Here is a 22,517-nt window from a genome sequence, read left to right as displayed (position 1 = left end):
GATGATCACCGGCTGGTTTTGAATCCGTGTTGGGGCAAAGGGTGGGGCAAGCTATGCGGCTATCGCAATAGCGCCTGTGTCTGATCTGGCGAAGCCTAAGGATCGTCGCGCAGGAAGTCGAGACCGAAGCTTGGGGTTACGAACTCACCCAGGTTTTTCAGCGCAAAGCGGAAGAAGATCGTGTCGCCTTCCTCGATACCGTCACGTTGGGTGAAATCACGGCTCGCCTGAACAGAGAACAGGAAGCACTCATCCTGATAGGTGAGCTGGAAGCCGGTTTGCAGTGAACCAGACTCATCGCCCAAGTCACGGCGGTGGAACGCACCAGCGGACCAGTTGTCATTCATTCTGGATCGGGCGCTCAAGAACAGTTGCTGGCGATCATCTTCGGTATCCGTGCCCTCAATCCCCTCGGTGAAGAGATAGGAGCCCGCAACCCGCATGATGGGCTGGCCAGCAGCGAAGGTAACCTCATGACGTCCTGCGCCGAAGTCATTGTCATCAAAGCGGAATAGATAGTTCACATCGGCGTAGCCAGGCGCAGCAACACGGAGGCCACCGACGATGTCTGAGGTGCGATCCTCAAGCCCGGAATCCTCCGGCAGGATGCTCTCATTATTAAACCGGTGCGATTGGCCCAGGAATAGCTGGCCCTGGCCATTCTGGTTCTGGGCTGAGAACTTCGCGCCATAGATCACGCGGGTGCCGCTCTCTAACCGGTCATCACCGGGGAAGCGGTTATCCCGGAACAGGTTTGAGAAGTCGAACTCAACCGTCGTGCTGTCTTCATTCGGGATATCGGTTTGATCGTCATCGATATCGGGTGAGGCGATGACCGCTGCCATGGGCTCAATGGTTTGGGTGAAGCCCCAGGCCTCCCGCACCATCGGATAGCCGATCATCAGGCTCGCCTGCGGCAGGATACGGCCGTCAGTCTCGTTATCTTCATTCGCGGACGCGGTTGGGTCGCTCAACAGATCATTGCTGAAGAACATGTCTGAGCGCAGGCTTAAATCCAGATCAGCCACCAAACCGGTGTTTGAGATAAAGCGACGCTGCCAGCCAGCCTCGCCTGAGATGCGGGTGTTATCAGGCCCATCGGCGCGGGTAATTGTGCGAAGGCCAAAATCCATGGCCCAACGGCCACCCATCAAACCGTTTGGATCACCGATCAGGCTCCATTCGGCCTGCGGCGCCACAATTGGCTCATCCTCTGGGATGTTTTGGCGGATATCCTCGAAATAGAACGCCTCAATCGCCGCATAGTTTCGGCGATGGAAGTTCTCGGCATAGAGGCGGTTCTCCAGGATGTCCTCGCTGGAGATATTGAACTCACGCCGATAGCTGTCATCCGAGGTCAGCTGCAGGTCCATACCTGCGCGCCAATTCTCGGTTAGGTCAAAGCGGCTGGTACCGAACAAGTGGCCACGGAAATCATCGTCGATCTCCCGACGTGCCGCGCCGACACCTTCTTCCCGGTCAGAATCTGAGATGCTGCCATCGAGGTATAGGTCGCCAAAGCTCCAGCGCTTGCGGAACTCGGCACCGAGCAGGGCGCCCTGATCTGTTGTAATCGTTGTGTTCAGGGTGACATCGGTGCTGCGATCAATGGCAACGTAGTATTCGCCGCTGGCGAAGGTGCCGAGATCGCTGTCGCTACCACCGGTAATGCTCAACAGGCCAGTGCGCTGAAAAACCGTCGGATCCGCATGGGCGAAGTAGGGGGTGTAGAACACCGGCACGCCGAAGAACTCAACCGTCGCATCGCGGTAGATAACATCCTTCGCCGTCTCATCATGAACAACACGGTCGGCCTTGATCTGCCACAGCGGCGGCGCCTCTGGATCATCCTCACAAAGATGACAGGGTGAATAGACGGCGCGGTTTAGGACCGTGACGTTGCCTTCGACCCGCTCACCCGATACGGCGGCGAGGCGGCTATCATCATCCAGCAGAACCCGAAGACGTTCGGCAAAGCCCTCACGAAGATCCCCAGTCACCTCAAACTGATCCGCAAACAGGACATTCCCGTCCTCTTGGGTCAGGGTGACGTTGCCATTGGCAATCGCGAGGTTCTCATCCCGGTCAAAGCTAACCTCATCGGCCGTCAAAACCCGATCGTCGCGGATGATCTCAACATTGCCGCGGGCAATGACCAGGCGCTCATTGCGCTCAAAGATCAGCTCATCAGCGGTGAAGAAGATCGGCGTTTCCTGATCATCTGCCGACAGGCTGCGTTGTTGCTGCGCCGATGCGATGTTAGGGGCGGCAACAAGGGCAGTAAAAAGCAGTAAGCTGGCAAGCCGATTCCGCCCACCATTCGCGGCGTGGAATGGCGTTAAGGCTCTGAGAGAGCTCGATAAACGGTGCTGATTGGGTGTTTCACCCTGCAGACTAGCCATGTCGGTTTTGTCGCCACCCAGCGCCCAATGGTCAATTACAGCTCAGCCGTATGCGAATCACGGCGTGCTTCTGATGCCGTAAAACCACGTTAAATTCAATGATCTGAGGGCCCTAGCGCAGGATTTGAGTATCAACTTTACCTGAATAGCGGGGACAGAATGCGCCCAAAGCTGGGCTCATCACCGCATAAAGGCTGGCATGTGATCGCCAAAACCGACCTCATCCCGGCCGTCATCATCGCCTCGGTCGTTGTTACGGCGGCGCTTTGGCCGGTCATCACGAGAACGGTCATCACGAGAACGGTCATCACGGGAGCGATTATCATCGCGGGAACGGGAACGACGGCGGCGGTTATCCCGACCATCATTCTCCTGATCGCCATCATCACTGGAAGCGCCTTGCTTCTCATCCAGCATATCGTCAGTGGTCTTCCGGCCTTTTGACTTCTGCTTCGGCGCTGGCTTGTCGTTGGCTTCTTCGTCGGTCGCTTGCTTTGCCGGCTTGCCCGACGCTTTGCCCCCGATCTCCATCACCGGAATGGCGCCGCCAACCAGCTTCTCAATGGCATCGACGAACTTGTCGTCTTCTGAGCCAGCGAGTGTGAAGGCGCGACCTTTCATACCGGCACGGCCAGTGCGGCCGATGCGGTGTACATAGTCTTCTGCGTTAAACGGCACATCGACGTTAAACACATGACTTAAGCCTTTGATATCAAGGCCTCTTGCCGCCACATCTGAGCAGACAAGTAGGTTGATCTCATTATCTTTAAAACGCTGCAGCGTTTCGGTCCGGGCAGTCTGAACCATGTCGCCATGAAGCTGGCCTGCTTTATAGCCAGCCTTATCAAGGGCGCGCTTAACGCCATCGATGTCGCGTTTGCGGTTACAGAAGATGAAGGCGTTTTTGACTTCTTCCTGATCAAGCAAGGCAATCAGGGTCTTGTTCTTTTGCCGTGGCGCGACCTTCACAAGCGATTGGGTCACGGTTTTGGCTGGGCTAGCTGGCGGTGCCACCGAAATCTCTTTCGGGGTCATCATGAAGCTGTTGACCAGGCGGCGAATTTCCGGCGCCAACGTGGCCGAGAACATCAAGGTTTGTCGGCGCTTTGGCAGTAGGCCGACAATCCGCTCAATATCCGGGATGAAGCCCATATCCATCATCCGGTCGCATTCGTCGATCACGAGCAACTTGATGTCGGACAGCAGAATGCGGCCACGCTCGAACAGGTCGAGCAGGCGGCCGGGGGTGGCGATCAGCACATCAACACCGCGATCGAGCTTATCGATCTGCTCATTCATTGAGACGCCACCGACCAAGAGTGCCTTCGTCAGGGGGATGTACTTGCCGTATTTGTCGAAATTCTCTGCGACCTGTGCCGCCAGTTCGCGGGTCGGTGCAAGGATGAGGGAGCGGGGCATCCGGGCCCGCGCACGACCGGTTGATAGGATCTCGATCATCGGCAGTGTGAACGACGCGGTCTTACCGGTACCCGTTTGGGCGCAGCCGACCACATCCTGTCCCATCAAAATGGGCGGGATTGCCTTGGCCTGGATCGGGGTTGGCTCGTTATAGCCAGACTCCGTCACCGCCTGCATAATCTTGTCGTTCAGCCCGAGCTGATCAAAGCCCATAGATCACTATCCTAATCACTGGAGGTTACCCGGTGATGCTGGTTGTCAGACTGCTTTGCTGACACCAAAACGGGCGAGGCCCTTAGAAATCAAATCACCGAATGGGCCGGAAGATGGTTTTTTTGCGCTGCAAAGTCAAATTTCCTGCGCCATTTAGCGTGATCGGTAACAAGCGACGGCCCCAGAAGGGGCCGCCACATAATCGAAATTATTCAGTGTTTAGAACGCTCTGACATTTGCGCCTGCGTAAGGGCTGCATGTGCCAAGCCGCTCGCATGACAGGGTCCCATGGTAGCGAATGGTGTCAAAGCGGCGGTCATAGCGGCTTTGATCCCCGCCAGCATGGACGGACCGTGGGAAGGTGGCAGACAGCACATTGCTGACCGCTTTTGAGAAATCCTGGTCCCGGACATCGCCGACATTGAAACGCTCAGTCGTGGCACCAACCACATACTCGCCATAGCGGCAGAAGGCAGTCCGGATAACCAACCGCTTGTCGAAGGACGGAATGGTCGGCACCTGCGCACCGGCGCAAAGCTCCTGACCCGTCACCGAGGCGGTGGGGTTGAAGACAATAATGAAGTTGTACTGCTCGCGGGCGGCCTCACCAGGCAGGTTGCGGTTCCAAACCTTAGGCTGGAAGAACATCTTTGGGCCCGTCTGCCGTTCGGTCATCACCTGGGCGGCAACGAGGTCGAAGACTTCCTTATCCATATTGAATGGATTGCCGTGGATCTCCGTATTCACATTCCGGCGGGCCATCATGTAGTTGTTCCACTCACCGGCATAACCCTTCTCTTCAGGGTTATAGGTGACGGGATCAATAAAGGTCCGTGTGGAGCCGGTGCCGTAGTTGGCGCCAAGACAGCCGGAGAGTCCGACCGCTGCCAACAACAGCACGCCAAGAGCGCGCAGTCGCATGGTAATGCCTTCCCAATGTATCGCCGAACGCGGAGCCACCGCGACACGGCTGGTGTGTCTGACACCCATGGGACTGGTTGGCTGATCTATCCACAACCAAACTGTGGATAGAAAAATGCTTCCCACGCGCATGGTGGGACGCTGTTGCAACAGGCGGCAAAACCGACCACCCAATGCAAAAGCGCCCGGTCGGTCATCACCACGGGCGCTTAAGCCTTGGCCACAGCCAAGCGAAATTATTCAATGATTAGAATAGGGTATAGTCGCTATCTAGCGGGTCACTGCTGACCGGATTGCGATTTGGCAGCAGAACTGGCGTCATGTTTGAGACGAGCTGAGAGGCTGATTCAACGGTTACACCCGGACCACCGCCTAGATGAGCAAGAACCTCGGTCAGCAGTTTTCGACCATTACAAAAGGCCATTTTTACGGGAATCGAGCCACTCGATTCGGTGGTCACTGGTACCTGACCGACCGCCACTCGCTCGCAAATTCGGAAGCCTGTTTGTGGTGTTTCCTGAGAGAACAGCATAACGACCCGGTAGTTCGGTCGGGCACTGTCATCGGGTTTGGTGGTGAAGTTAATCGCCGGGCCAAAGTGCTTGCCGCGCATGGCCTCGGCCATCATTTCCGCAAACTCCGGATCAGGGATCCCTGGGCTGAACGGATTGCCGAAGACCTTCACCTCCATATCGCGACCAGCGCCAGCATAGGCGAGGTCCCGTGGTGAATAGGCTGGCTGCAGGCTGGCACTGCCAATCTGGGTGTGGTTGGTGCACGCCGCGAGGATCAGTAGCGCGGCACTGAGCAGGGCGGGCTTAAACATCCAGTTCCTCAACAAAGCGGGCATTGTCTTGGATAAAGCGGAACCGGGCATCGGCCTGTTTCCCCATAAGGTCATTAACAAGAGTGTTGGTCGCCGGATCGGCACCGATTGGCTTACCAGCCTCTGGAACACCATCATCGGTCTGCTGCGGGATGTAGACCCGCATCAGGGAACGCTTGTCCGGGTCCATGGTGGTCTCGCGCAGCTGGGCGGCGGGCATTTCGCCCAGGCCCTTAAAGCGGGATATCTCAATCTTACCCCGGCCACTGAACACGCCCGCCATCAACTCATCCTTGTGTTCATCGTCACGGGCGTAGTGAACAAGCCCACCTTTCGCCAGGCGATAGAGTGGTGGCAGCGCGATGAACAGGCGCCCAGTCTCAATCAGTCCAGGCATCTGTTTATAGAAGAAGGTCATGAGCAGGGACGCGATATGCGCACCGTCCACATCAGCATCGGTCATGATGATGATCCGCTCATACCGCAGATCATTGGGGTCAAAATCTTTGCCAAGTTTGGTGCCCAGGGCGAGCGCGAGGTCGCTTAACTCCTGATTGGCTTTAAGCTTGTCAGCCGATGCACTGGCAACATTCAGGATTTTACCACGCAGGGGTAGTACAGCCTGGCTTTCGCGCCGTCGGGCCTGTTTCGCTGAACCGCCCGCACTATCACCCTCAACGATGAAGAGCTCGGTGCCCTCAGATGTGTTGAGGGTGCAGTCCGCGAGCTTGCCGGGAAGGCGCAGCTTCTTCGTCGCGGTTTTACGTGATGTATCGCGAGCGGCGCGGGCGCGGAGGCGCTCTTCAGCACGCTCGATAATCGCCTCAAGCAGTGGCTTGGCCGCATTGGGATCATTTGAGAGCCAGATATCGAACCGGTCTTTGATTGCGTTATCGACCAGGCGGCTAGCCTCGGCACTGGCCAGCTTCTCCTTCGTTTGACCTTGGAAGTGTGGGTCTCGCAGGAAAAGTGACAGCAGAACCTTGGCACCACCCAGGACATCGTCACTGGTAATCTGCGCTGCCTTCTTATTGCCCACCAACTCACCGAAGCCCTTAAGGCTGCGGGTGAGAGCTGTGCGAAGGCCGCTCTCATGGGTGCCGCCTTGCGGTGTTGGGATCGTATTACAATAGGTGCTGGTGAAGCCTTCACCGCGCATTGGCCAGGCAACCGCCCACTCAACACGGCCTTTATCATCGGCGAGATCGGCCTGCCCATGAAACGGCTCGGCGGTTAGGATGGGGGTGTCGCCAAGGCCCGAGACGAGGAAGTCGAGCAGCCCGCCTGGGAAATGCAGCACAGCCTCGGCAGGCACTTCCGAATTGGCGGGCAGCATGTCGGCGTCGCATTGCCAGCGAATTTCAACACCGCGATAGAGATAGGCCTTAGACCTGGCCATCCGATAAATGCGCTCGGCCTTCAGCACTGCATTGGCGCCAAAGATCTCTGCATCTGGGTGGAAGGTCACCGTCGTGCCCCGGCGATTATGGACCGGGCCTACATTCTCAAGCTTGCCCTGGGGCTTGCCGCGGGAGAATTCTTGCCGCCAGAGTTGGCGATCCCGGGCGACCTCAACGCTCATCTTATCAGCGAGGGCGTTCACAACGGAGATACCAACACCGTGCAGGCCGCCAGATGTTGCGTAGGCCTTGCCCTCAAACTTACCGCCTGAGTGCAGGGTGGTCATGATGACCTCAAGTGCGGATTTATCCGGAAACTTCGGGTGCGGGTCGACCGGAATTCCCCGGCCATTATCTGAGACCGTAATTGTCCCGTCTTTAGTCAGTGACACCTCAATCCGATTGGCGTGGCCGGCGACGGCTTCATCCATTGAGTTGTCGAGCACTTCGGCAAAGAGGTGATGCAGCGCGCGCTCATCCGTGCCGCCGATATACATGCCCGGGCGCCGGCGTACCGGCTCCAAGCCTTCCAGGACCTCAATTTCCTGGGCGGTATAGCTATTCTCATCCGGGGTTTTGCTAGCGAAGAGATCGGACATGAAATGCAGAACTTTCGAAACGACTGGTCAATACGAGTAGCGATTTGCTTTATGGCTAAACCCTAGGCCAAAACTTGGCGCCACGGCTCGGGCTTGTCTAGTTGATAGGTGCCAGCCGCCGCCGCAAGCCATAACAGAGACTTTAGCCGATGAGCGACATTCAGCACGATTTTAAGGACGCGCCGGCGCTCCGCACCATTGCCATGCCGGCCGATGCCAACCCGAATGGCGACATCTTTGGCGGTTGGCTGCTGGCCCAAATGGATTTGGCCGGCAGTGTCCTCGCCATTGAAGAGGCCAAGGGCCGTGTCGCCACCGTCGGGGTCCAGGCCATGACCTTTCATAAGCCCGTGATGGTTGGCGATGATGTGCTTTGCTACGCCGACCTGGTCCGGGTTGGTAATACCTCCGTCACGGTGAAGGTCACCACCTATGCCCGCAATCGTATTAACGGCCATGCGGTCAAGGTGACCGAGGGTGACTTTACCTATGTTGCCTTGGGTGAGGACCGACGACCCCGACCGGTTAAACAGACGGACAACTGATCCTGAACGCTCTGCACTACGCACGCGCAACCTCTGACCAACCACCAACTGATGGGCCAAGCGGGGCGACACGCACATCCTGTTTAACCCGCGCCGTGGTGCGGGCACTGGCAGGGCGTCGTTGCTTCCGACGCTTTGGCTTTGCAGCCTTGGTTCGTTGGCGCAAGGATTGATGCAGTGCCTTGGATTCCAGGGATAGTTCATCCAACCGCTTGGCCAGGGCACCAAACACCTCATGCCCACTCTCATGCAGGCGGCCATCAGCGGCCATGGTCGCAAGCTCGCTAACCCGGCGATCATACTCCGCCATCCGGCTGTGCAGCATACGGGCCTGCAGGCCAATGGATCGGCTGATCCGGCCAATGCGGTCCCAGTTATCAGTAATGAGATTAAGTGGATCGACGCGCAGCGTCCTAAGATCACCGGCAGTGCGGCCCGATGGCTTGGCAGCTGCAAGCCGCGCAATGTCGGCACGCTCAGACAGGGCAAAGGATAGGTTTAGTGCCTCCCGGTCTAACTCTTGAGCCAGCACCAGGGCCTGGCGCTGACGCTCAGCCCAAACAGCTGCAGGTTCAGTGGTGACACGCTCCCAAGGCCAAAGGCCGGAATACCAACGATAGGCATAGGCAGCCGCGGCGCCGAAGGCACCGCTAGCACTCAGTAGTAGCAACCAACCAAAGAAGCTAATGCCACCATTGAGTGGTTCAGTTCGTGGCGATTGGCCAGGTGCGGTTGGCAGGTATAGCTGGCCATTATCCTTGGCCGCTTGATGACGGTTAATGACCTGATCCAGATGCCCGATCAGGCTAACGAGGCCATTGCCAACGCCAGCGGCTTGTTGCTCAAGCACCATCGGGGCAGGGCCATCGAGGCTGGCAACCTGTCGTGACATCTCACTGCCCGGCAGTTCTCTCAAGCCAAGGGTGTAAAGATCCAGCTGGGAGGCGGGCGGGGTGCCAGTTGGGCGTGCATTGGGCAGCGGCACATCGGGCGGAACGAAGCTGGCGCTTAGATCAGCCGCCATGGTTTCAGCCGGTGCTGCTGGTGTTGCTTGGGTAGCGGCGGCGACCAGGGTGTTAATTGGAACCTCAGTGCCATCCTGCAGGCGCAGGACAGGGCCAACACCTAGGCTGGCAACTAGGTTCTCCATACCAGGTTTACGGCCCGGAGGAGCCAAATCAGACGGGGTGGAGCGGGGAATGCCCGCCAGGTGGCGCGGCACTGGACCTGCCTCAGGTCCCCAAAGGCCGAGATCGGCACGACGTGCCTGACGCTCAGCATCAAGATAAAGGTCTGCAACCGGGGTGCCGGCGACCTGCTGACGATCCACCAGGGCACGGCCACTATCGATCATGGCCAGGGCAAGATTGGGGAAGGTATCGGTACCGCAAGCACCAAGCGCCAGGCCATCGGTGTCAGTGCCGACGATCGCACATTCAACAATCTGGTTGTTCGTAAGACGGATAAGGTCACCAGCCGCTCTGCTTTGTGCGGCGGTCTCCAATGGCACGATGATGCCAAGTAGCCGGATCGTGTTGCCCTCAACATTCAGAATGCCTGCCCGTTCAACCACGGCGCCGCCAGTAACAACATGGCCAGCCTGCAGCGGGTTAAACGCCGTCGTTGCCACCGGTGTGCGCGGGGCTGCTGGCAAATAGCCTGGTGCCTGGCCTGCAATGGTCTGTGCATTTGCTGGCAGCCCCAGGAGCGCGGTCAGGGCGAGAGCACCGAACGAATGGCGGTTTATGAATAGCGATGGAGCGCGCATGGGCGGGCCTTTGGGCAAACGAATCCAATGCGTCACGCTACAACATGTGGTGGGAAGCGCACCTTTAGGCCGCTAAATCCTGTGGAAAACTGAAGTTTCTGAAATGGTGATGGGGCACGAAAAAGGGGCCCGAACTGGCCGGACCCCTTGTTTCTTGCGCCGCTGACAGGGTTTGAAAAACTGTCAAAATCGGCAGAATTCTGCGCCTTAGGCGCTGTAGTACATTTGGAACTCGATGGGGTGTGGCATGGTCTCGAATGCCTCAACTTCTTCCATCTTCAGGTCAATGTAGCCATCGATCTGATCCTTGTTGAACACGTCCCCTTTGAGCAGGAATTCGTGATCTGCGGCCAGCGATTCGATTGCTTCACGCAGGCTACCGCAGACAGTCGGCACGGCTTCCAGCTCTTCAGCTGGCAGGTCGTACAGGTTTTTGTCCATGGCATCGCCAGGGTGGATCTTGTTCTGAATGCCGTCGAGGCCAGCCATCAGCATAGCTGCGAAGGCCAGATATGGGTTGGCGGTCGCATCTGGGAAGCGAACCTCAACGCGCTTGGCTTTCGGGCTGGTCACATATGGGATCCGGCAAGAAGCAGAACGGTTCCGTGAGGAGTAAGCCAGCAGAACTGGTGCTTCATAACCTGGGACCAGACGCTTGTAGCTGTTGGTCGATGGGTTGGTGAAGGCGTTCAGCGCGCGGGCGTGCTTAATGATACCGCCAATGTAGTAAAGGGCGGTTTCAGACAGATCGGCATAACCAGAGCCAGCAAAAGTTGGCTCATTGCCTTTCCAGATCGACTGGTGGCAGTGCATGCCGGAACCGTTATCGCCGAAGATTGGCTTCGGCATGAAGGTGGCCGACTTGCCGTAAGCATGGGCAACGTTGTGCACCACATACTTATAGAGCTGCATGTTGTCAGCACAGGTCACCAAGGTGTCGAACTTGATACCCAGCTCGTTTTGAGATGGGGCAACTTCGTGGTGGTGCTTCTCAACTGGAACGCCGATTTCGTCGAGGGTGCTAACCATCTCAGCGCGGAGATCGTTCATGCTGTCGACTGGTGCCACTGGGAAGTAACCGCCTTTAACGCCTGGGCGGTGACCCATGTTGCCCATTTCCATTTCGTCGCCGCTGGCGTAGGGGCCTTCTTCAGAGTCCAGCTTGATGCTGATCTCGTTCATGTCGACCTTCATGCGAACGTCGTCAAAGACGAAGAACTCAGCCTCTGGGCCGAAGAACGCGGTGTCACCGATGCCGGTGGACGCGAGGTAGGCTTCAGCAGCTTTAGCGGTTGAGCGTGGGTCACGGGCATACGGCTGGCCAGTGGATGGCTCGTAAACGTCGCAGAACAGGTTCAGCAGTGGCTGGGCTGAGAACGGGTCCATATGGGCGGTGGACAGGTCCGGCTTGAGGATCATGTCGGACTCATTAATCGCCTTCCAACCAGCGATCGAGGAGCCGTCGAACATCACGCCTTCAGTCAGCATCTCTTCGTCGATCGTGTTCACATGCTGGGCGGTGTGCTGCATCTTCCCGCGTGGATCGCTGAAGCGGAAATCCACGAATTTGATGTCGTGCTCTTTGATCATTTCCATGATCGTCTTCACGTCTGCCATGGTGGCGTCATCCTTCATTTAATGGTGAGATATGTGACCGCTAAGCGCGCGGCCTGGGAGGAGTGGGATCGTCTGGCTTTTGTGAGTGGCGTCCCCCGCGTTTCGCCGCTCGGGTGGCCTGGCCCATCTCTATTGGGCGTTCGGCCAGCCAGTCGAATTCTAAAAAGAGGGTGGGTTAGACGGCCTCGCTACCGCGCTCGCCGGTCCGAATGCGGATTACTTCTTCAATCGCTGAGACAAAGATCTTGCCGTCACCGATGCGGCTGGTTTGCGCGGCGGTTTGAATGGCTTCAATCGCACGTTCGACCAACTCATCATCCATAATGACCTCGACCTTCACCTTTGGCAGGAAGTCGACGACATACTCAGCACCCCGATACAGCTCGGTATGACCTTTCTGACGACCAAAGCCTTTTGCCTCCGTCACGGTCAGGCCCTTGATGCCAATCTCATGGAGGGCTTCTTTAACCTCATCGAGTTTGAACGGCTTGATGATCGCTTCGATCTTTTTCATGGGAAGGCTTTCTGTTGGGGAAGGTTCGGTCAGCAATAAAACACCCCGCGCGGATTGCAGGGTCTGTGCCAGCCTTAAGGCATCAGTAAGAAGTCAGGAAAACTGCGGTTCTTCGCCTTTTAGCGTCTAGTCGATGCACAGCTAATCCACGGGCCGCGGCTTGTGATTTAGGCAGTTGCCGCTTTTTTAGGCAGCAACGTGTTTGTTCCGCGTGCGCTTATGCGCTTGCTAGAGGCTTGATTTTATATCGCCGATGTTTCAAACGTACGCACCGCGCTCTGGCGAGGCCAGCTGGCCCAACCCAACGCGCGTGTGGCGACTGTAGCTCAGGGGTAGAGCACTCGGTTGTGATCCGAGCTGTCGCGGGTTCAAATCCCGTCAGTCGCCCCAGTTCCCCCCTTTAAGACATCTCTATATGCTTAAACCGGTTGAGTTTGTTTCGCCGGGACCGCTTCCATGGCCTTCCCAGATACCCAATGGTTGCTGACACCTGACCAGGCTGGTCGGGCCGATGCCCGCTATGTCGACATGGGTGGCGATAGCTGGGACCTTATGTTGGCCGCCAGTGGCGCCGTCGCCCAGCATCTAATGTTCGGCTATCCGAAGGGACCCGTGCTGGTTGTGTGCGGGCCTGGGAATAATGGTGCAGATGGGTTGGTTGCGGCTGCAAAGCTGCGGGAGGCTGGATGGCGGGTTGAGGTCGTGGCCTGGCCTGAAGCGATTGAACCAGGTGATCCATCTACTGATCCCAATAGTGATCGCGGCAAAGCGATCAGCGCCTGGGGGCACGCTGTGCCCTTGGCCACAAATGCACTGCCGGATGTCACCTATATAATAGATGGGTTGTTCGGTGCCGGGCTTAACAAGGATTTGGGCGGCGATGCCGCCAGCCTCGTGCAGTCAATAAACGACGCTAGTTCGACCGTGATCGCGATTGATATTCCGAGTGGCGTTGATGGCCGAACCGGTGCCGTTCGTGGCGCTGCCGTTAAGGCCGATGCGACCGTAACCTTCTTTAGGCCAAAACCCGGGCATTACTTGCAACCAGGTCGCCAGCTAGCGGGCCTATTGGAGGTCGCCGAGATAGGGTTGACCCCAGCCAATGTTGCTGAGCCGGATCAGCTCTATGGCCTCAACCACCCCGATTGCTGGGCTTCTGACATTCCTGACCGCAAGATGGCTGAACACAAGTATCAGCGTGGGCGCCTATGGATTCTGGGTGGCCCCTGGATGACAGGCGCTGCCGCTTTAGCCGGTGGGGCAGGGCTTCGAGCTGGTGCCGGGCTGGTTGGCATTGCAGCGCCATCCAGTGCCACGCCGTCACTTAGACAACGGGAACGCGCGCTATTGGTCGCTGAGATCGAAGGGGTGGAGAGCTGGGATGCCTGCCTCAAACGGTTTAGGCCCGATAGCGTTGTAATGGGCCCCGGTTTGGCCGATCTGCCGTCACCCAAAGAGTATGTAGAGCGTGGTCTTGCCTCTGTTGGCGCCACCGTTCTGGACGCGGATGCCTTAAATGCCTTTGCCGGTGAGGGGGATGCCCTCTTCAAACAGCTGCCCGGGCAAACGGTTCTTACACCCCATGAGGGTGAGTTCGCCCGCTTGTTCCCAGAGCTTCAGGGAACACGAATTGATCGGGTTCTCGCTGCGGCTGAGAAGTCGGGCGCGGTTCTGGTGCTGAAAGGGCCCGATACCGTGATTGCGGGGCCTGATGGGCGGGTTTTGATCAATACGAATGGCACCCCAGCCCTTGCCACTGCAGGCACCGGGGATGTGCTGGCGGGCATAATCGGTGCCTATCTGGCCCGCAGGGTGTCTGCTTTTTCCGCCGCTGCTGCTGGCGTTTACAACCATGCCGAGGCGGCGAGGGCGGCCGACGCTGGAACCGCAGGCGTCATTGCAGACGATTTATTACTCAATATTTCAAAAGCTTAGTTGGAGTTTTCGAACGCCACCGGGTGGCGTTGGCCAACCCATCGATTTCACACAAAAATAGCTACAATTTTTATCCAAACTCGCTTCGAAATTAGCTGAATTTAAAATTGTTGCACGCCTAGGAAAAACGAATAACCCTTTGATTAAGCGAGGTATTACAAGGTTGGGAAAAATGCATTTCCTACAAATTTTACGAAAGTCCAATTCACGGGAAGAAATACGAATTGGCTGCCACTATGAAAGGGCAATTCAAGCGGGCCTGACAGAGACGGCGGAGGTGATGAGCGTGTCTCAAGATGCCTTCGGTATCCCCCATGTACAATTCCGCTACAGCCTGCGCCGCTATGGTCGGATTGAGATGACCGATCGGCGGACCCTGGCCGTTGAAGCCTTCCGCGGTATGTTCCCCGCATTAGAGAGTGCTTGATAAGGGCCGAAAACCGCTCTCAACACCCCTTTGATGAGATTATTGTAGCGCTGCCTTGCGATAGGGCAGCGCAACTTCCTTTTGACCTCCCTGCAAACTGTGCTACCAACCGCACCCACCGGGCATTTTGGAACCTTTTTTGAGGGTCTGATTTGCGCTTGATCGCGGGCGTGGCGGAATTGGTAGACGCGCTGGTTTTAGGTACCAGTGGCCTTGGCCGTGGGGGTTCAAGTCCCTCCGCCCGCACCAAGCATCCCGAAATAAACAGAATTCTTTGACGACCAGCAGGGCCAATAGGGCAGAAATCGCATGCAAGTTACCGAAACCACCACCGAAGGTTTAAGCCGTTCTTACCGGGTGAAGATCCCTGCTGCTGATCTTGAGCAGCGCGTCACCGGTAAACTGGAAGAGCTTGGCAAAGAGGTGAAGATGCCAGGCTTCCGCCCAGGTAAGGTGCCGATTGCCATGCTGCGCCGGAAATACGGCCAAAGCGTCATGGGTGAGGTGGTTGAGCAAGCGGTGAACGACGCTGCTGCCAAAACCATTGAGGACAATGAGCTGCGCCCAGCGGCGAACCCACAGGTTGAGGACGTGAATTTCGAGGAAGGTACCGACCTCGAATACACCCTGAAGATCGACCTGCTGCCAGAGTTTGAGCTGATCGATTTCGGCAAGCTGAAGCTTGAGAAGCCAGTTGCTGAGGTCAGCGATAAAGAAATCAACGACGCGCTAGAGCGTATCGCCAGCAGCAATCAAACCCCGCAGGATTTGAAGCGTAAGCGTAAGTCCAAAATGAAGGACATGCTGACCATCGATTTTGATGGCTCAGTTGACGGCGAACGTCGCCCGGGCATGCAGGCTGAAGACTTCCAAATCGAGTTGGGTAGCGGCCGTTTCATCGATAACTTCGAAGAGCAGCTGGTCGGCAAGAGCATCGGCGACGACGTCACTGTGAACGTTACCTTCCCAGAGAACTACGGCGAAGAGAGCCTATCCGGCAAAGCCGCTGTGTTTGAGGTGAAGATCAAGAACATCCAAGAGCTGGCCACCCCAGAAATTGACGATGAGATGGCCAAGTCTTTCGGCAAAGACACCGTCGATGAGCTGAAAGAAGCCGTCAAAGAGCAGCTCGAGAATGAGTTCGGCCAGATGAGCCGGGGCCACATGAAGCGTGAGCTTCTCGACAAGCTGTCCGGTGAGTTCAGTTTTGATGTGCCACCAGCAATGCTGGAAAACGAGTTTGAGCAAATCTGGAAGCAGATCACCGCTGCTAAAGAAGCCGGTGAGCTGTCAGAGGAAGATGCAGCCAAATCCGACGAGGATCTGGAAAAAGAGTATCGCGACATCGCTGAGCGTCGTGTCCGCCTCGGCCTGGTCCTCTCAGAAGTTGGCCGTAAGAACGAGATTGAAGTCGATCAGCAATCTCTGACCCAAGCGATGTTCAATGAAGCGCGCCGCTTCCCAGGCCAAGAAGGCCAGGTGATCGAGTACTATCAAAAGAATCCTGAGGCTCTTGCCACGCTTCGCGCCCCAATCTTTGAAGAGAAGGTGGTGGATTTCATCGTTGAGATGGCAAAGGTCACCGAGAAGAAGGTTAGCGTTGAAGAGCTCACCGAGAGCCCAGAGGAAGAGTAAGCATCCCTCAACTCGCACTGGATGAAACATAGAGAAACGGCCACCTTGATCGAGTTCAGGTGGCCGTTTTTCGTTTAGGCTAGGGCGCCCGAAAATGGCGTTTGAGGGCTCTCATCCATCGTTGATCCCCAATTTGGGCGATAATTTTTGCTGATATACAAACCGCACGCTTGCACCCGCGTGGATCGACATTATTGTCCTGTTTATCAGTCTCTCCGTAACGTCCTATGGAATGGCTAGCTCTTAGCTACTGGGACACCCGAGGTAAGCAAATGGATACGCAAATGAACGCCCTCATCCCGATGGTGGTCGAACAAACCAACCGGGGCGAGCGCGCCTTCGACATCTACTCACGTCTGTTGAAGGAGCGGATCATCTTCCTGACCGGCCCGGTTCATGACCAGGTGGCCTCAGTGATTTGCGCGCAGCTGCTATTCCTTGAGTCAGAAAACCCGAAGAAGGACATCTCCTTCTACATTAACTCCCCAGGTGGCGTCGTTACTGCCGGCCTGGCGATGTATGACACCATGCAGTACATCAAGTGTGATGTGTCGACGGTTTGCATGGGCTTGGCGGCTTCCATGGGCTCACTGCTGCTAACCGCCGGTGCGCCGGGTAAGCGTTTTGCCCTGCCAAACTCAAAGATCATGATCCACCAGCCATCAGGCGGAGCGCAGGGGCAGGCCACGGATATTGAAATCCAGGCCAAAGAGATCTTGAAAACTCGTGAGCGGCTGAACCAAATTTATGTCGATCACACCGGCCAAGATATCGAGACCATCGAAAATGCGATGGAACGCGATAACTTTATGACGCCACAAGAATCTAAGGCGTTTGGCCTCATCGATGAGGTGGTCGAGAACCGACCCGAAGAAGATGATGAGGATGATAAGGATACCAAGGGCGGCAAATCAGGCGGCGACAAGAAGAATTGATCGTAAAAACGGTTAATGCGCAGGCCAATGGTTGATCGACGGTCCTGCCTTGGTATTGAATGAGAGTAAGGATGCATGGTGGCAGTTGCCACCGCCGCATCCACCCGTAGACAAGGGGGTGGCAACGTCCATCCTCGGAGCGTAAGGCAAATGTCAAAATCTTCCGGCGGCGATAGCAACGGTACCGATAACGGTGATGGCAACGGGAACGGCGACAGCAAGAACACGCTGTACTGTTCGTTCTGCGGCAAATCTCAGCATGAGGTGCGCAAGCTTATTGCTGGTCCAACCGTCTTCATCTGTGATGAATGCGTTGAGCTCTGCATGGATATCATCCGTGAAGAGAACAAGACCCAGCTGGTCAAAGCCAAAGATGGCGTGCCAACGCCGCGCGACATCAAAACCGTTCTTGATGATTATGTGATCGGCCAGGACCTCGCTAAGCGGGTTCTCTCGGTTGCGGTTCACAACCACTACAAGCGGCTGTCACACACCGCGAAGGGTGGTGAGGTCGAGCTGGCTAAGTCGAATATCATGCTTATCGGCCCAACCGGTTCCGGTAAGACCCTGCTCGCCCAGACGCTTGCCCGTATCCTTGATGTGCCGTTCACCATGGCTGATGCAACCACGCTGACGGAAGCTGGTTACGTCGGTGAAGACGTTGAGAACATCATTCTCAAGCTTCTCCAGGCCGCCGACTACAATGTTGAGCGTGCGCAGCGTGGCATCGTCTACATCGATGAGGTTGATAAGATCAGCCGCAAGTCTGACAACCCATCCATCACACGTGATGTCTCAGGTGAGGGTGTGCAGCAGGCACTTCTGAAGATCATGGAAGGCACGGTTGCATCCGTCCCACCACAAGGTGGCCGTAAGCACCCGCAGCAAGAATTCCTCCAGGTTGATACGACCAACATCCTGTTCATCTGTGGTGGCGCCTTCGCTGGCCTCGATAAGATTATTGGCCAGCGCCACAAAGGCAGTGCCATGGGCTTCGGTGCCGATGTGAAGGATGAGGAAGATGTCCGGATTGGTGAGGCACTGCGTGACCTTGAGCCAGAAGATCTGCTGAAGTTCGGTTTGATCCCAGAATTCGTTGGTCGCCTGCCTGTCATCGCGACGCTGGAAGATCTGGATGAGGATGCGCTGATCCAAATCCTGACCGAGCCAAAGAACGCACTGGTTAAGCAGTACCAGCGCCTGTTCGAGATGGAGAAGATCGACCTCGAGTTTAAAGAAGACGCCTTACGGGCAATCGCCGCTAAAGCGATTGAGCGTAAGACCGGTGCTCGTGGCCTTCGCTCGATCATGGAGGGCTTCCTGCTCGACCCAATGTTCGATCTGCCTGGCCTCGATGATGTGGAATCCATCGTCATTAATAAGGACGTGGTCCAAAATACCGGTCAGCCGCTCTACATTTACTCAGATCGGAAGGAAGAAGTTGCCGATAGCGCCTCTTAACCGATCAGCTGGATAATCAGTGTAAAATTGGCCCGATGCCTTGGCATTCCGGGCCTTTTTTACGCCCGGAATATGTGCATGATCAGGTTTAGACGAGTTGCCATGGCGCGCGCGTTGTCACACTTGCACCATATCCCCATGGGCAGTGGGGTGGGGTGCTTGAACTCGGGGCATCGGCCCGCCATTTCTGTGGTATCGCTGAATGGTTGGGTGATTGATCGCCTTCGGTAGCGACATAAGTTTTAGGAATTGGCCGCAACGCAAATCAGCGGCGGCATGTTGGAGTTAAATGAATGAGTGACGACCAAGCGAGCGCAGCCTCCTATCCCGTTCTCCCGCTGCGCGACATCGTGGTCTTTCCGCATATGATCGTTCCGCTATTCGTTGGGCGTGAAAAATCAGTGCGCGCGCTTGAAGATGTGATGGCAGACGATAAGCAGATTCTGCTGCTGACCCAGCGCGATGCCAGCCAGGATGATCCAGAGCCGAAGGATCTTTACGATATCGGCACGCTTGGCACGATTTTGCAGTTGCTGAAACTGCCCGATGGCACGGTGAAGGTGCTGGTTGAGGGCGCGCAACGTACCCGCGTCGCTGATTTCACTGACAATGACGATTTCTTCGAAGCGACCGTCGAGCCGCTCAGCGATGAAGACGATCAGGAACGTGAGCTTGAAGCGCTGTCGCGTGCCGTCGTGTCCCAGTTTGAGCAGTACATCAAACTGAATAAGAAGATCCCGCCGGAAGTTCTCGTCTCGATCAACCAGATCGAAGAGCCCAGCAAGCTGGCCGATACCGTCGCGTCCCACCTCTCGCTGAAGATTGGCGAGAAGCAGGAGCTGCTGGAAATTCAGTCAGTTTCCGAACGGCTCGAGCGGGTTTACGCCCTCATGGAGAATGAGATTGGCGTGCTTCAGGTTGAAAAGCGCATCCGCACCCGCGTGAAGCGGCAGATGGAGAAAACTCAGCGCGAGTACTATCTGAACGAGCAGATGAAGGCGATCCAGAAGGAGCTGGGAGAGGGCGAGGAAGTTCGCGACGACCTGGCTGAGCTGGAAGACAATATCAAAAAGGCGAAGATGCCGAAGGAAGCCCGGGAAAAATCCCTGGCTGAGTTGAAGAAACTCAAATCCATGAGCCCGATGTCGGCTGAGGCCACCGTCGTGCGCAACTACCTAGATTGGATGATCTCAATCCCATGGGCGAAGAAGTCCAAGGTGAAGAAGGACATCAAGCTGGCTCAAGAAGTTCTCGACCGTGACCACCATGGTCTGGAGAAGGTGAAAGAGCGCATCCTCGAATATCTCGCGGTTCAGCAGCGGATTGATAAGGTCAAAGGCCCGATCCTTTGCCTCGTTGGCCCCCCAGGTGTTGGTAAAACCTCCCTCGGTAAATCTATTGCTGAGGCGACCGGCCGTAACTTCGTCCGTATCTCCCTTGGTGGTGTGCGTGATGAAGCAGAAGTGCGTGGTCACCGCCGGACCTATATCGGGTCCATGCCTGGCAAAATTATCCAGGGCATGAAGAAGGCAAAGACCAATAACCCGCTCTTCCTATTTGATGAGATCGACAAGCTCGGCGCCGATTGGCGCGGTGATCCATCCTCCGCTTTGCTTGAGGTTTTGGATCCTGAGCAGAACTCAACCTTCAACGACCATTATCTTGAGGTTGATTACGATCTTTCCAATGTTCTGTTCCTTTGCACGGCGAACACGTTGCGGATGCCGCAACCTTTGCTGGACCGGATGGAGATCATTCGCATCCCTGGCTACACCGAGGATGAGAAGGTCGAGATCGCCAAGGGTCACCTGCTAAACAAGCAGATGCAGGCCAATGGTCTGAAAGAGGGTGAGTTCTCAATTTCAGATGAGGCGCTGCGCGAGTTGATCCGCCGGTATACCCGTGAGGCGGGCGTGCGGAACCTTGAGCGTGAGATCGCCAACCTTTGCCGTAAGTCGGTGAAGGAAATCCTGATGAAGCAGCTCGACAAGATGAGCATCACCAAACGCAATCTTGAGAAGCTGGCCGGTATTCCGCGCTATCGCTTCGGGATGGCGGAAGAGGATGATCTGGTCGGTGTTGTGACCGGTCTGGCTTGGACCGAGGTCGGCGGTGAGTTGCTGTCGATTGAATCCGTGACCCTGCCTGGTAAGGGCAAGGTCACCATGACCGGTAAGCTCGGTGATGTGATGCGTGAGTCTATTCAGGCGGCCGAGATGTTCGGTAAGTCACGTAGCCATGAGTTTGGCATTCCGCCAACCATGTTCCAGAAGCGCGACATCCACGTCCACGTGCCAGAGGGGGCGACTCCAAAAGACGGTCCATCGGCTGGTGTGGGTATGATCACGTCAATCGTGTCGGTTTTGACCCAGATTCCGGTACGCCGGGATATTGCAATGACCGGTGAGATTACGTTGCGTGGTCGCGTGCTGCCGATTGGTGGTTTAAAAGAAAAACTTCTGGCCGCACTCCGTGGTGGGCTCAAAACCGTACTAATTCCGGCTGATAATGAAAAAGACCTTCGGGATATCCCGGAAAACGTGAAGCGTGGTCTTGAGATTATCCCGGTGAGTACTGTGCAAGAGGTTTTGAAGCACGCTCTGATTCGCCCGGTAGAGCCCATTGATTGGGACGATACTGCGATTGAAGAGGACAGTGTGCCCCCATCTGGCGATGGTGATGACGCCTCAGAAGTGGTTCGACACTAAAAATCGCGGAAAACCTAGCGATTCGGTGGATAAAATTGGTCGGTTTGGTTTGACGACAGCCATTCGCCTAACTACACTCCGCGGCGGTTTTCCGGGCTTTTTCAATCAAGCCCAACCTATTAGATCCTGACCTCAAGAAGGGGGCCCCCTGTGAATAAGAATGAGTTGGTCGCAGAAGTTGCGGCACACGGTGATTTCAGCAAGGCTGACGCTACCAAAGCTGTTGAAGCTGTTTTCGAAGTTATTACCAGCGCTCTTAAAAAGGGCGACGAAGTTCGCCTCGTTGGCTTTGGTACCTTCCTGGTGACCAAGCGCGCTGCTTCTGAAGGCCGTAACCCACGGACCGGTGAGACCATCAAGATCCCGGCTTCCAATCAGCCTAAGTTCAAGGCTGGTAAAGGCCTTAAAGAAGCCGTCAACTAAGACGGTACGACACGCCTAGCGTGTTCGAGTTTTAGATCCGGTCGCCCTCGGTTTACGGGGTGCGACCGGATTTATTTTTTGCTATATGCCAAGAGAGACAGGGGCGATTGGCCCATGTTTCACGTACGGGCGGTTAGCTCAGTTGGGAGAGCATTCGGTTTACACCCGAAAGGTCACTGGTTCGAGCCCAGTACCGCCCACCATTTCCGGCATTTTGCAGTCGAGATACGGTCATACTGGCCGTGATATGTTTTTTTGCCTTTTCATCGATCATCGGTCGTTGACACCAACCCGGTGAGGCCGTAGGAAAGGCGCTCTCGATTATCCGCGATCAAACAGGTCGCGCCGATAATACGCGGGTGTAGCTCAGTTGGTTAGAGCGCCGGCCTGTCACGCCGGAGGCCGCGGGTTCAAGTCCCGTCACTCGCGCCATTTATCCTTAAAATCAAGAATCGCTTACCTACGCACGAGCTAGGATCGATTGCTGCTATCCGGCACATGCCGATAGCTTGGTAACCGCTTGTTCGGGTTCATCCATTATCGTGGACGACAAGTGGTTCGGATGGTTGTTGCAAGTGCTTCGCAAGTAGCCGAGCCTGAATGTTTGCCAATCGGGCAGGGATGCCAATTAATCGCGTCATATCGGCCTATCAGGCTTGGAATTCCTGTGATTGAAGCGTAAGTCATTTGGTCTGATTTTCATGTTGATGACCGGTGCAACTAGCCGTCAGCTAGCCGTCGGAAATCTTAGTCGAACTTGGTGCCAGAT

16 protein-coding genes and 4 tRNA genes are annotated in these 22,517 nt (G+C 56.1%); 12 read left to right on the top strand and 8 right to left on the bottom strand.

Annotation, left to right across the window (positions count from 1 at the left end):
• Positions 1–95 precede the first annotated feature (95 nt).
• From KI792_06400 to parE, 5 genes are all read right to left on the bottom strand, one after another.
• Positions 96–2,402 carry an LPS-assembly protein LptD gene (locus tag KI792_06400; GenBank protein ID MBV6632647.1) on the bottom strand — a complete coding sequence of 769 codons (2,307 nt, stop codon included), beginning with the start codon at positions 2,400–2,402 and terminating at the stop codon, positions 96–98.
• Positions 2,403–2,582: 180 nt separating this feature from the next.
• Entirely contained in the window at positions 2,583–4,034 is a 1,452-nt protein-coding gene (locus KI792_06395; protein MBV6632646.1) for a DEAD/DEAH box helicase, read from the bottom strand.
• Between the two features lie 219 nt (positions 4,035–4,253).
• Positions 4,254–4,955, bottom strand: coding sequence for a hypothetical protein (locus tag KI792_06390; GenBank protein MBV6632645.1), 702 nt, complete (start codon positions 4,953–4,955; stop codon positions 4,254–4,256).
• A 247-nt stretch (positions 4,956–5,202) separates the two neighbouring features.
• A complete protein-coding gene (locus KI792_06385) occupies positions 5,203–5,781 on the bottom strand; it encodes a hypothetical protein (protein ID MBV6632644.1) in 579 nt (192 codons plus the stop codon).
• On the bottom strand, positions 5,774–7,780 hold the full coding sequence (parE, locus tag KI792_06380) for a DNA topoisomerase IV subunit B (protein ID MBV6632643.1): 2,007 nt from the start codon (positions 7,778–7,780) through the stop codon (positions 5,774–5,776). The genes KI792_06385 and parE overlap by 8 nt, the downstream gene beginning before the upstream one ends.
• A 149-nt stretch (positions 7,781–7,929) precedes the next feature.
• Between parE and KI792_06375 the strand changes: the two genes are divergently transcribed.
• A complete protein-coding gene (locus KI792_06375; protein ID MBV6632642.1) occupies positions 7,930–8,325 on the top strand; it encodes an acyl-CoA thioesterase in 396 nt (131 codons plus the stop codon).
• A 16-nt stretch (positions 8,326–8,341) separates the two neighbouring features.
• Here KI792_06375 and KI792_06370 read toward each other — a convergent pair whose 3' ends face one another.
• The 3 genes from KI792_06370 to KI792_06360 form a co-directional block, all read right to left on the bottom strand.
• On the bottom strand, positions 8,342–10,093 hold the full coding sequence (locus tag KI792_06370) for a hypothetical protein (GenBank protein MBV6632641.1): 1,752 nt from the start codon (positions 10,091–10,093) through the stop codon (positions 8,342–8,344).
• 207 nt (positions 10,094–10,300) lie between these two features.
• Complete coding sequence (gene glnA, locus KI792_06365) at positions 10,301–11,710, bottom strand: type I glutamate--ammonia ligase (GenBank protein MBV6632640.1); 1,410 nt, start codon at positions 11,708–11,710, stop codon at positions 10,301–10,303.
• A 175-nt stretch (positions 11,711–11,885) separates the two neighbouring features.
• On the bottom strand, positions 11,886–12,224 hold the full coding sequence (locus tag KI792_06360) for a P-II family nitrogen regulator (GenBank protein ID MBV6632639.1): 339 nt from the start codon (positions 12,222–12,224) through the stop codon (positions 11,886–11,888).
• 315 nt (positions 12,225–12,539) lie between these two features.
• On the opposite strand from KI792_06360, the gene KI792_06355 reads away from it, so the two are divergent.
• From KI792_06355 to KI792_06305, 11 genes are all read left to right on the top strand, one after another.
• A tRNA-His gene (locus KI792_06355) sits at positions 12,540–12,614 on the top strand.
• Positions 12,615–12,680: 66 nt separating this feature from the next.
• A complete protein-coding gene (locus tag KI792_06350) occupies positions 12,681–14,159 on the top strand; it encodes an NAD(P)H-hydrate dehydratase (protein MBV6632638.1) in 1,479 nt (492 codons plus the stop codon).
• A 280-nt stretch (positions 14,160–14,439) separates the two neighbouring features.
• Positions 14,440–14,586 carry a hypothetical protein gene (locus KI792_06345; GenBank protein MBV6632637.1) on the top strand — a complete coding sequence of 49 codons (147 nt, stop codon included), beginning with the start codon at positions 14,440–14,442 and terminating at the stop codon, positions 14,584–14,586.
• 164 nt (positions 14,587–14,750) lie between these two features.
• Positions 14,751–14,835 (top strand) — tRNA-Leu (locus KI792_06340).
• A gap of 60 nt (positions 14,836–14,895) precedes the next feature.
• The gene (tig, locus tag KI792_06335) at positions 14,896–16,221 is read left to right on the top strand and encodes a trigger factor (protein MBV6632636.1); all 1,326 of its coding nucleotides are present in this window, start codon (positions 14,896–14,898) and stop codon (positions 16,219–16,221) included.
• Between the two features lie 272 nt (positions 16,222–16,493).
• Positions 16,494–17,156, top strand: a complete 663-nt coding sequence (clpP, locus tag KI792_06330; GenBank protein ID MBV6632635.1) for an ATP-dependent Clp endopeptidase proteolytic subunit ClpP — start codon at positions 16,494–16,496, stop codon at positions 17,154–17,156.
• A gap of 150 nt (positions 17,157–17,306) precedes the next feature.
• The gene (gene clpX / locus KI792_06325) at positions 17,307–18,617 is read left to right on the top strand and encodes an ATP-dependent Clp protease ATP-binding subunit ClpX (protein MBV6632634.1); all 1,311 of its coding nucleotides are present in this window, start codon (positions 17,307–17,309) and stop codon (positions 18,615–18,617) included.
• A 293-nt stretch (positions 18,618–18,910) separates the two neighbouring features.
• Complete coding sequence (lon, locus tag KI792_06320) at positions 18,911–21,325, top strand: endopeptidase La (protein MBV6632633.1); 2,415 nt, start codon at positions 18,911–18,913, stop codon at positions 21,323–21,325.
• Between the two features lie 150 nt (positions 21,326–21,475).
• Positions 21,476–21,748, top strand: a complete 273-nt coding sequence (locus tag KI792_06315) for an HU family DNA-binding protein (GenBank protein MBV6632632.1) — start codon at positions 21,476–21,478, stop codon at positions 21,746–21,748.
• 127 nt (positions 21,749–21,875) lie between these two features.
• A tRNA-Val gene (locus tag KI792_06310) sits at positions 21,876–21,951 on the top strand.
• Between the two features lie 152 nt (positions 21,952–22,103).
• Positions 22,104–22,180 (top strand) — tRNA-Asp (locus KI792_06305).
• Positions 22,181–22,517 lie beyond the last annotated feature (337 nt).

It is taken from the genome of Alphaproteobacteria bacterium SS10, from assembly GCA_019192455.1.
Lineage (GTDB): Bacteria > Pseudomonadota > Alphaproteobacteria > TMED2 > TMED2 > TMED2.
The sequence above is the reverse complement of the archived record's forward strand: the minus strand, read 5'-3'. Positions and strand labels throughout refer to the sequence as shown.

Bases quoted from the DNA above. Each gene is read 5' to 3' on its own strand.
- KI792_06400 (MBV6632647.1), bottom strand. From the start codon at position 2,402: ATGGCTAGTCTGCAGGGTGAAACACCCAATCAGCACCGTTTATCGAGC.
- KI792_06395 (MBV6632646.1), bottom strand. From the start codon at position 4,034: ATGGGCTTTGATCAGCTCGGGCTGAACGACAAGATTATGCAGGCGGTG.
- KI792_06390 (MBV6632645.1), bottom strand. From the start codon at position 4,955: ATGCGACTGCGCGCTCTTGGCGTGCTGTTGTTGGCAGCGGTCGGACTC.
- KI792_06385 (MBV6632644.1), bottom strand. From the start codon at position 5,781: ATGTTTAAGCCCGCCCTGCTCAGTGCCGCGCTACTGATCCTCGCGGCG.
- parE (MBV6632643.1), bottom strand. From the start codon at position 7,780: ATGTCCGATCTCTTCGCTAGCAAAACCCCGGATGAGAATAGCTATACC.
- KI792_06375 (MBV6632642.1), top strand. From the start codon at position 7,930: ATGAGCGACATTCAGCACGATTTTAAGGACGCGCCGGCGCTCCGCACC.
- KI792_06370 (MBV6632641.1), bottom strand. From the start codon at position 10,093: ATGCGCGCTCCATCGCTATTCATAAACCGCCATTCGTTCGGTGCTCTC.
- glnA (MBV6632640.1), bottom strand. From the start codon at position 11,710: ATGGCAGACGTGAAGACGATCATGGAAATGATCAAAGAGCACGACATC.
- KI792_06360 (MBV6632639.1), bottom strand. From the start codon at position 12,224: ATGAAAAAGATCGAAGCGATCATCAAGCCGTTCAAACTCGATGAGGTT.
- KI792_06350 (MBV6632638.1), top strand. From the start codon at position 12,681: ATGGCCTTCCCAGATACCCAATGGTTGCTGACACCTGACCAGGCTGGT.
- KI792_06345 (MBV6632637.1), top strand. From the start codon at position 14,440: ATGAGCGTGTCTCAAGATGCCTTCGGTATCCCCCATGTACAATTCCGC.
- tig (MBV6632636.1), top strand. From the start codon at position 14,896: ATGCAAGTTACCGAAACCACCACCGAAGGTTTAAGCCGTTCTTACCGG.
- clpP (MBV6632635.1), top strand. From the start codon at position 16,494: ATGGATACGCAAATGAACGCCCTCATCCCGATGGTGGTCGAACAAACC.
- clpX (MBV6632634.1), top strand. From the start codon at position 17,307: ATGTCAAAATCTTCCGGCGGCGATAGCAACGGTACCGATAACGGTGAT.
- lon (MBV6632633.1), top strand. From the start codon at position 18,911: ATGAGTGACGACCAAGCGAGCGCAGCCTCCTATCCCGTTCTCCCGCTG.